Here is a 7,900-nt window from a genome sequence, read left to right on the forward strand (position 1 = left end):
CCATCACAGGCAGCAATTACTGGAAGCGGAAATTCATACAACCGAGTGAGCATTGCCATACCACCCGCCACCAGCTTATCTGCAACCTCGGCCCCCTGCTGAAAAGCCTTAAGGTCAAAGCCCGCACAGAACATACCTGTTCTGCCGGTTATGATGACGGCCGATGCTTCCTGTTCTGCTTGATCCAAGTAACTGTTAAGGAGTTCGACAAAGCTAATACTTACTGCATTGGCTTTTCCGTCATCAAGGGAAATTACAGCGATACCATCGTCTAAAATGTAGTTCATATGCCTCTTTTCTCAACCAAGGGAATACTTCCCTGAGTAAATGAATTCGAGAAGCATTATATCACTCGTAGCCGGTACTTATGGCCGAGCTGTTGTTGCGTCATGTGACCATCTTGGCCGAATACAACCAGAATATCCTAGAACGGACTATAAACTACATCAGGTGCAAAAATGGGCAACTGCAGGTAGGAAGACAGGGTGTGAGGCGCAAAAGCTCTAAATTCAAGAACTCCGCTCTGTATGAGCTTAGTGATTACTCCCGCGCCAGAATATTCGGTAGAGCTGTATTCGATAAGGGAGGGGAGGGAATCCATTTTAACTCCGTTAGGCACGCTGGCAGCAAGTGTTTTGCTCTCTTCTATCCAGACCTTATCAGCGATGTGATTCAAGCAAGTCACTATGCCTATAAATGGGACGGCAAAAGATTACAGTTGTTTTGAAGATCTCGCGCGTCACGTGAAAAGCGACGACAGTAGGCGGAGGAAAATGGCCGGTCAAGAAACCGGCCAGTTTTGCCACTACAGGAGCCAGTCTTTTCTCAGCAGCCTTACGCTGAGGACCAGGCGAGTCGTAGCATTCAAAATGCTTACAGCCCGAACATTATCCTCGCCAGCCCCCCCACTTCAGCTACCACTTATTTTAAATACTGCGCATGAAACGCTATATGCTCAGACATAAACGTCGCAATAAAGAAGTAGCTATGATCGTAGCCGGCGCGGTACTGGACATCAGCGGCTATCGCCCGCTTGCCAAGAGCGTTGATCAGCACATCAGTCTTTAATTGGTCTTCCAGAAAATTATCCGCGGTGCCCTGATCCACTTTTAGGGGCGGCACTACAGCGCCGCCATTAATCAAAGCCACACTGTCGTATTTTTCCCACTCCATGCGGTTGTCACCCAGGTAGTTGGAAAAAGCCTTTTCGCCCCAGGGGCACTGGGTTGGAGCAACGATCGGCGCAAACGCAGACACCGACTTGAACCGACCCGCGTTTTTCAAGGCGATCGTCAGCGCGCCATGCCCACCCATGGAGTGACCAAAAATACCACAACGACTAAGATCGACAGGGAGGTGCTGCGCGACTAAGCCAGGGAGCTCTTCCACCAAGTAGTCATACATCCGGTAGTTTTTGCTCCACGGAGCCTGCGTCGCGTTGAGGTAAAAACCAGCGCCCAAACCAAAATCGTAAGCACCTTCCGGGTCGTCAGGAATCCCTTCCCCCCGGGGGCTGGTATCGGGTGCGATGATGGCAATGCCATGCAGAGCCGCATACTGCTGCGCCCCGGCCTTGGTGACGAAGTTTTCGTCAGTGCAAGTCAGGCCAGACAACCACAGTAGCACTGGTACGTTTTCCTGCTCTGCTTGCGGCGGCAGAAACACGGAAAAATGCATATCGCAACCAAGCACTGCGGAGCGATGCTGGTAGCGCTGCTGCCGACCAGAAAAACAGAGTACGTCAGAGACTCTTTCCATCAGTAAAGTTCCATCAGTAACGTTCGATTAATACAGCACCACCGAGCGAATACTTTCACCGGAATGCATCAGGTCGAAGGCTTTGTTGATATCGTCCAAGCCCATAGTGTGAGTGATCATATCGTCAATATTAATGCGACCATCCATATACCAGTCGACAATGCGCGGGACATCAGTACGTCCACGAGCACCGCCAAAGGCAGTGCCTTTCCAGGAACGACCGGTGACCAGCTGGAAAGGTCGTGTCGAAATTTCCTGACCTGCACCGGCAACACCAATAATGTACGACTCGCCCCAGCCTTTGTGACAGCACTCCAAGGCCTGCCGCATGGTATTTACGTTGCCGATACATTCAAAACTGTAGTCAGCACCTCCGTCGGTGAGCTGGGTGATGGCGTCCACCACATTCTCAACCTCTTTTGGGTTGATAAAGTCTGTCATACCAAACTTGCGACCGAGCGCCTCTTTAGCAGGGTTCAGGTCGATACCAATGATCTTTCCAGCACCCACCATTTTGGCACCCTGAATTACGTTGAGCCCAATACCGCCCAAACCAAAGACAACCACATTGGCACCGGCCTCAACTTTTGCTTCAAAGGCCACCGCACCTACGCCGGTGGTTACACCGCAACCGATGTAACAGACCTTGTCAAAGGGCGCGTCCTCTCTGATTTTCGCCAAAGCAATTTCAGGCAGTACGGTATAGTTCGAAAAGGTAGAGCAGCCCATGTAGTGCAGTATTGGTTTGCCTTCGAAGCTGAAACGACTAGTACCGTCGGGCATCACGCCCTGCCCTTGGGTGGTACGAATAGACTGACAGAGATTAGTTTTCGGGTTGAGGCAGAACTTGCAGGTGCGGCATTCCGGCGTATAGAGCGGAATCACATGATCACCGGGCTTGAGGCCTTTTACCCCCGGCCCCACTTCGACCACAACCCCGGCTCCCTCGTGGCCCAGAATGGCTGGAAATACGCCTTCCGGATCATCGCCGCTGAGAGTGAAAGCGTCTGTATGGCACACGCCCGACGCCTTGATCTCTACCAGCACTTCACCCTCTTTGGGGCCGGCCAGGTCCACTTCAACAATTTCCAGTGGTTTGCCTGCCTGAAAGGCTACGGCGGCGCGCGTTTTCATAGGGAGCTCCTCATTTATATCACTCATTGGCTACCACTATATTTTGTTCCAGCTTGAATTGTAATGGTCTACAATGGAACACATTGTTGCCACACAGAAACAATAGACACTGCCATGTTCAGCCGCTGGAACGCTACAGAACTACTCATTGAAGTGGTTGAAAAGGGGAGCTTCTCTGCGGCTGCGGACTCGCTCAACCTTTCCAAATCGCACGTCAGCCGGCAAATCAGCCAGCTGGAAAACCACCTTGGCATCAAATTAATCAACCGCACCACGCGCAAACTGGCTCTGACGGAAACCGGGAACGTCTATTACCAGCGCTGTCGGGAAATCGCTGATCAGATCGACGACGTCGAGCGGGTAGTGCAGGCGGAGCAGGCCGAGCCCCAAGGTCGCTTGCGCATTAGCGTTGCCGGGGCCTTTGGTGAACGCTACATTGCACCGGCCGCCGCAACCTTTATGGCACGATATGAGCGGGTCCAGATCGAGCTGGATTTTTCAATCCGTAATGTCGACCTTGTGGAGGAAGGCTACGATCTGGCTATCCGCGCCGGTGTGCTGCAGGATTCATCCTTGATCGCACGACGCATCGCCTCGCGGAATCTGGTGCTTTGCGCGAGCAGAGACTATTTCGATCTGTACGGCCAGCCGGAAACCATCGAAGCACTAAAACAACACAACTGCTTGGTCGGCTCACGAAAGCAATGGCGATTGCGCATTCCAGAAAAGCACAGCCATATCGATATCTCAGTGACCGGCAGCTGGCGCAGCAACAATGGCTATGCGCTGCTCGCCGCCGCGCGTCAGGGCTTGGGCATTGTGCAGCTACCGGAATTCTACGTGCATGAAGATCTCGCTGCCGGGCGTCTAATCGAGATTATGTCCACCTATAAACCCACAGACATGGCGGTGTGGGCTGTATACCCAAGCAACCGACACCTCTCACCCAAAGTCAGGCTGTTTATCGATTTGCTGATAGAAGAGCTAAACAATGTCGCCTGGCTTTGACACCGCCTGCACAGTTAATGTGGACCAGAGGACGCGAAATATAGATATAGCAGCAAAGCCTTACTGATCACTAACCATATATCTTAGCAGCTCTACAACTTGCTCGGGTGTAGTCGCCCACGCATGAGCAGCGGCATCCACTTCTTTTAACGGGTGAATAATATCTTCGCTGTGCAAGGTGATATAAGGCTTCCCTTTTGCCGCACAGTAACCAGCATCAAATGCAGCGTTCCATTGCTTGTATTTATCGCCAAACCGGATAATCGCGATGTCGCATTTTTCTATGAGTGTTGATATTCGGATGGCATTTACCTTGGCCGACTTATGATCTCGCCAAAAGCTCTTCTCTTCGTCACCCAGTAAATCACCAGCGGCATCACTGGCCTCATGATTGGTGACAGCAGATGAAAAGGTCAGATCAATGTCTCTACAACCTTCGATAATACGTTGGCGCCAATCGGTATGAATTTCGCCGGAAAGATATACATTGAGACTCATGCTTAGTGCCCTTGCGTAAAAATACTCTGGAAAATACAGCTATGCGGTTCACTTCACCAAAGCAGCGCCCGAGCGTGCTGTGACATCACCGTGCCACCGCCTACTAAAATGAGGCAGTGTGGCAGTAAAGCAAGGCGCTGGATAAAGTCATAACCAATTGTTTATACGGCCAAATTATAAAGCATCAACGGCATGAAAACATGCTCGAATGAATCTTAACTATACTGTTTAGGGTGAATAGCCCTACCACGAAACCCAAGCTGGCCCGCCGCATTTCCGGCTTATTGCTGACCTTCTACGGCGTAGGCACCATTATCGGCGCTGGCATCTATGTCCTCATTGGCAAGATCGCTGAAGAGGCTGGGCACTATGCCCCCTATTCCTTCCTGCTGTCAGCAATCGTCGTCAGTTTTAGCGCGTATTCCTATGCCCAGCTGTCACGACGCTTTCCCGTCAGCGCCGGTGAGCCCGCCTATGTTCAGGAGGCATTTAACAACCAGACACTGGCCGCTGTTGTAGGCTGGGGCATCCTACTCACGGGCGTCGTTTCCGCTGCGACCATTAGTCGCGGTGCACTGGGCTATATCAATGTATTCATTGCCGTTGACACCCTAACAGGGCTATTGATTATCGTTGCCGGGCTAACCTATATAGCAACACTTAACGTACTGAAAGCGGTTGGCGTGGCGGTAATCATCACCATTATAGAACTGCTCGGAATAGCGATAATCCTGGCCGTTGGTGTACCCGCGATGGACTCTAACGCGCTCCCCTTTCATCCCTCTGCACCAGCACCGGAAATCAGTGGCATTCTCGCCGGTGCATTTCTCGCGTTTTACGCTTACATAGGCTTTGAAGATATGGTCAACATGGCCGAGGAAGTGAAATCCCCTGAAACGGCGATGCCCATGGCGATAGGCGCGGCGCTGATCATCAGCACCGTGCTCTATATTTGTGTAGCGGTGGTCGCGGTGACCGCACTACCTATCGAATCTTTGGCAAAGAGCGACGCACCTTTTGCCGACCTCGTAGCGCACACGGGCGCTTTCCCAGTTTCGGCTATCACATTGATTAGTCTCATTGCGGTAATTAATGGCGCCCTGGTGCAGATCATTATGGGAGCACGAGTACTCTACGGAATGGGTAAGCGACAACTCGCCCCTGCGCTAATGGCAACGGTTCACAAAAGACGATACACCCCGGTGATCGCGACGGTGGCTGTCGGATTGACGGTCTTCATTTTTGCGGTCGCGTTTCCGTTAAAAACGCTGGCTGAAATCACCGCCAGCATCGTATTACTGGTATTCATCTGCGTGAATGCCTCGCAATCTGCAATCGCCTACCAACAAGGCCCTCATTACTCCTACAGGGTGTGGATACCTGCACTTGGTGTGCTGCTGAGCGCGGGCTTTCTTTCCGTGCAATGGATTTAACACATGTGATTGATACAAAACACAATCTTATACGTAGACTACAACATGGGTATAGAAACACTTCGCATTATTCTCGGTGACCAGCTTTCACTCGATAGTCCACTGTTTAACGAGTGGCACGAGCGTGACTCCTTGTGGATGGCAGAAGTCATTGAAGAGAGTCGCCACGTGCCGTCTCACAAGACCCGGTCGGTATACTTTTTATCCGCCATGCGTCACTTTGCCGAAACGCTGAAGCGTAGCAATTATCCATTGATCTACCATGCACTCGATGAACACGATTGGACAGGGCTCGACGAAGCATTGGCCGCCACACTTGATGATCTCCGGCCACAGGCAGTGACCGTAGTTCAACCCGGCGACATGCGCGTGCAACAGCTTATTGAGGGCGCAGCCAAGCACGCCGGTATTCCGCTGACTATTCTTGACGATAGCCACTTCTTTTCAACTCCTGCGGACTTTTCTCACTGGGCAGCAAAGCGGAAGTCTCTTCGAATGGAGTACTACTATCGCGAGTTGCGCAAACGCCACAGTGTCCTTATGGACGGCGACAAACCCGCAGGTGGCGCTTGGAACTTTGACGCCGAAAATCGTAAAGCCTTCCCGAAAACCGGGCCCGCAGGAATTCCTCAGCCACAGACGTTTACACCAGACGCTATTACTAAAAAGGTTATACGCTGCGTTAATAGTCATCTGCCAGACAACCCAGGTAGCACTGATAGTTTTGATTGGCCTGTTACCAAACACCAAGCTGAGCAGGCACTCACTGATTTTATTGAACACCGCCTTATTGGATTCGGGGATTACCAGGATGCTATGTGGATCGCTGAGCCCTGGCTCTATCATTCCAGGTTAGCCGCTGCGCTGAACCTAAAACTGTTGGATCCGCGCTCAGTAGTGGCTGCCGCCGAAGCTGCATGGAGAAACGGACATGTCAGTATCAATGCAGCTGAAGGTTTTATTCGACAGATCCTTGGCTGGCGTGAGTACATTCGCGGTTTGTACTTTCATAGGTATGAAGCGTTCTCACAAGGCAACGCCTTACAGGCAGCGCAGCCGCTACCAGAATTTTTCTGGACAGGCGACACGTCAATGGTCTGCCTTGCTGACACCGTCAAACAGACGCTCAACTACGGCTACGCCCATCATATTCAACGATTAATGATTACCGGATTGTTCACGCTTTTGCTTGGCGTTAAGCCAAGCGAGGTGCACGCATGGTACCTTGCCGTCTATGTAGATGCCGTCGAATGGGTGGAAATGCCAAATACCATTGGCATGTCGCAATACGCCGATGGTGGAGTTACCGCGTCAAAGCCCTATATAGCCAGCGGCAAATATATACAGCGGATGAGCAACTACTGCGACTCATGCCGCTACCGACCGGACAAACGTATTGGAGCTGAGGCCTGTCCATTTACTGTTCTCTATTGGGATTTTCTACATAAACACCGAAAGCGTTTTAACAAACACCCTCGAATGGCGCTACAAACACGCAATTTAGACCGTATTCCCGCAACGGAACTAACCGAGATTCGCAATCTGGCTGAAAATATTCGACAAAAGGTTTCTTCACTATGAGCGAACATATACTGCTTACCGGCGGCACCGGCTTTGTAGGACGGTCACTTATTCCTAAACTGCTCTTGGGCGGGCATACCGTTACCGTGTTAACACGTCAGCATAAGACCGACCTTAAGGAGGTCAAAGTCATTCATCGACTACCACAAGGAACGAAAGCAGACTATTGGCCCTATACCGTAGTAATCAATCTCGCCGGCGAAAACCTCTTCACCAAGCGGTGGTCCACCAAACAGAAACAAACCATCCGTGACAGTCGCATCGCCCTGACCGAAAATCTTGTCGACAACATCCACAAGTCACAGTGCGTAAAGCGTTTTATCTCGGCGTCGGCTATTGGCTACTATGGTGCCAGAGATAACGAAACACTGAACGAGCAAGGCCAGGCCGGCAGCGACTTCGCAGCCACGCTGTGTAAAGATTGGGAGGCCGCCGCACAGAAAGCATCCGTTTCAACCGACGTGATCTGCTTGCGACTTGGCGTCGTC

General features: G+C 51.5%; 9 protein-coding genes. 5 read left to right on the forward strand and 4 right to left on the reverse strand.

Going from position 1 to position 7,900, the window contains the following annotated elements:
• On the reverse strand, positions 1-287 hold a 287-nt coding region (locus ABYP39_RS15715; protein ID WP_372783482.1), incomplete at its 3' end, for an enoyl-CoA hydratase-related protein.
• 80 nt (positions 288-367) lie between these two features.
• Between ABYP39_RS15715 and ABYP39_RS15720 the strand changes: the two genes are divergently transcribed.
• Positions 368-727 carry an RES family NAD+ phosphorylase gene (locus ABYP39_RS15720; protein ID WP_372783484.1) on the forward strand — a complete coding sequence of 120 codons (360 nt, stop codon included), beginning with the start codon at positions 368-370 and terminating at the stop codon, positions 725-727.
• 194 nt (positions 728-921) lie between these two features.
• Here ABYP39_RS15720 and fghA read toward each other — a convergent pair whose 3' ends face one another.
• On the reverse strand, positions 922-1,758 hold the full coding sequence (gene fghA, locus ABYP39_RS15725; RefSeq protein ID WP_372783486.1) for an S-formylglutathione hydrolase: 837 nt from the start codon (positions 1,756-1,758) through the stop codon (positions 922-924).
• A 27-nt stretch (positions 1,759-1,785) separates the two neighbouring features.
• Positions 1,786-2,892 (reverse strand): S-(hydroxymethyl)glutathione dehydrogenase/class III alcohol dehydrogenase, encoded by a 1,107-nt coding sequence (locus ABYP39_RS15730; RefSeq protein ID WP_372748668.1) that lies wholly within the window; start codon positions 2,890-2,892, stop codon positions 1,786-1,788.
• A 114-nt stretch (positions 2,893-3,006) separates the two neighbouring features.
• Here ABYP39_RS15730 and ABYP39_RS15735 point away from each other — a divergent pair, with 114 nt between their 5' ends.
• Entirely contained in the window at positions 3,007-3,900 is an 894-nt protein-coding gene (locus ABYP39_RS15735) for a LysR family transcriptional regulator (protein WP_372748667.1), read from the forward strand.
• 60 nt (positions 3,901-3,960) lie between these two features.
• On the opposite strand, the gene ABYP39_RS15740 is transcribed toward ABYP39_RS15735, so the two are convergent.
• Complete coding sequence (locus tag ABYP39_RS15740) at positions 3,961-4,398, reverse strand: YtoQ family protein (RefSeq protein ID WP_372748666.1); 438 nt, start codon at positions 4,396-4,398, stop codon at positions 3,961-3,963.
• 233 nt (positions 4,399-4,631) lie between these two features.
• On the opposite strand from ABYP39_RS15740, the gene ABYP39_RS15745 reads away from it, so the two are divergent.
• The 3 genes from ABYP39_RS15745 to ABYP39_RS15755 all read left to right on the forward strand — a co-directional run.
• A complete protein-coding gene (locus ABYP39_RS15745) occupies positions 4,632-5,831 on the forward strand; it encodes an APC family permease (RefSeq protein WP_372783488.1) in 1,200 nt (399 codons plus the stop codon).
• Between the two features lie 45 nt (positions 5,832-5,876).
• On the forward strand, positions 5,877-7,412 hold the full coding sequence (locus ABYP39_RS15750; RefSeq protein WP_372783490.1) for a cryptochrome/photolyase family protein: 1,536 nt from the start codon (positions 5,877-5,879) through the stop codon (positions 7,410-7,412).
• Positions 7,409-7,900 (forward strand): NAD-dependent epimerase/dehydratase family protein (locus ABYP39_RS15755; protein WP_372783492.1); only part of this gene is annotated, 492 nt, incomplete at its 3' end. The genes ABYP39_RS15750 and ABYP39_RS15755, both read left to right, overlap by 4 nt.

This window comes from Litorivivens sp. (assembly GCF_041625495.1).
In the GTDB taxonomy this organism is placed as follows: Bacteria; Pseudomonadota; Gammaproteobacteria; order Pseudomonadales; family Spongiibacteraceae; genus Litorivivens.

Coding starts and splice junctions, on each gene's coding strand:
- ABYP39_RS15720 (WP_372783484.1), top strand. CDS start 368: ATGGCCGAGCTGTTGTTGCGTCATGTGACCATCTTGGCCGAATACAAC.
- fghA (WP_372783486.1), bottom strand. CDS start 1,758: ATGGAAAGAGTCTCTGACGTACTCTGTTTTTCTGGTCGGCAGCAGCGC.
- ABYP39_RS15730 (WP_372748668.1), bottom strand. CDS start 2,892: ATGAAAACGCGCGCCGCCGTAGCCTTTCAGGCAGGCAAACCACTGGAA.
- ABYP39_RS15735 (WP_372748667.1), top strand. CDS start 3,007: ATGTTCAGCCGCTGGAACGCTACAGAACTACTCATTGAAGTGGTTGAA.
- ABYP39_RS15740 (WP_372748666.1), bottom strand. CDS start 4,398: ATGAGTCTCAATGTATATCTTTCCGGCGAAATTCATACCGATTGGCGC.
- ABYP39_RS15750 (WP_372783490.1), top strand. CDS start 5,877: ATGGGTATAGAAACACTTCGCATTATTCTCGGTGACCAGCTTTCACTC.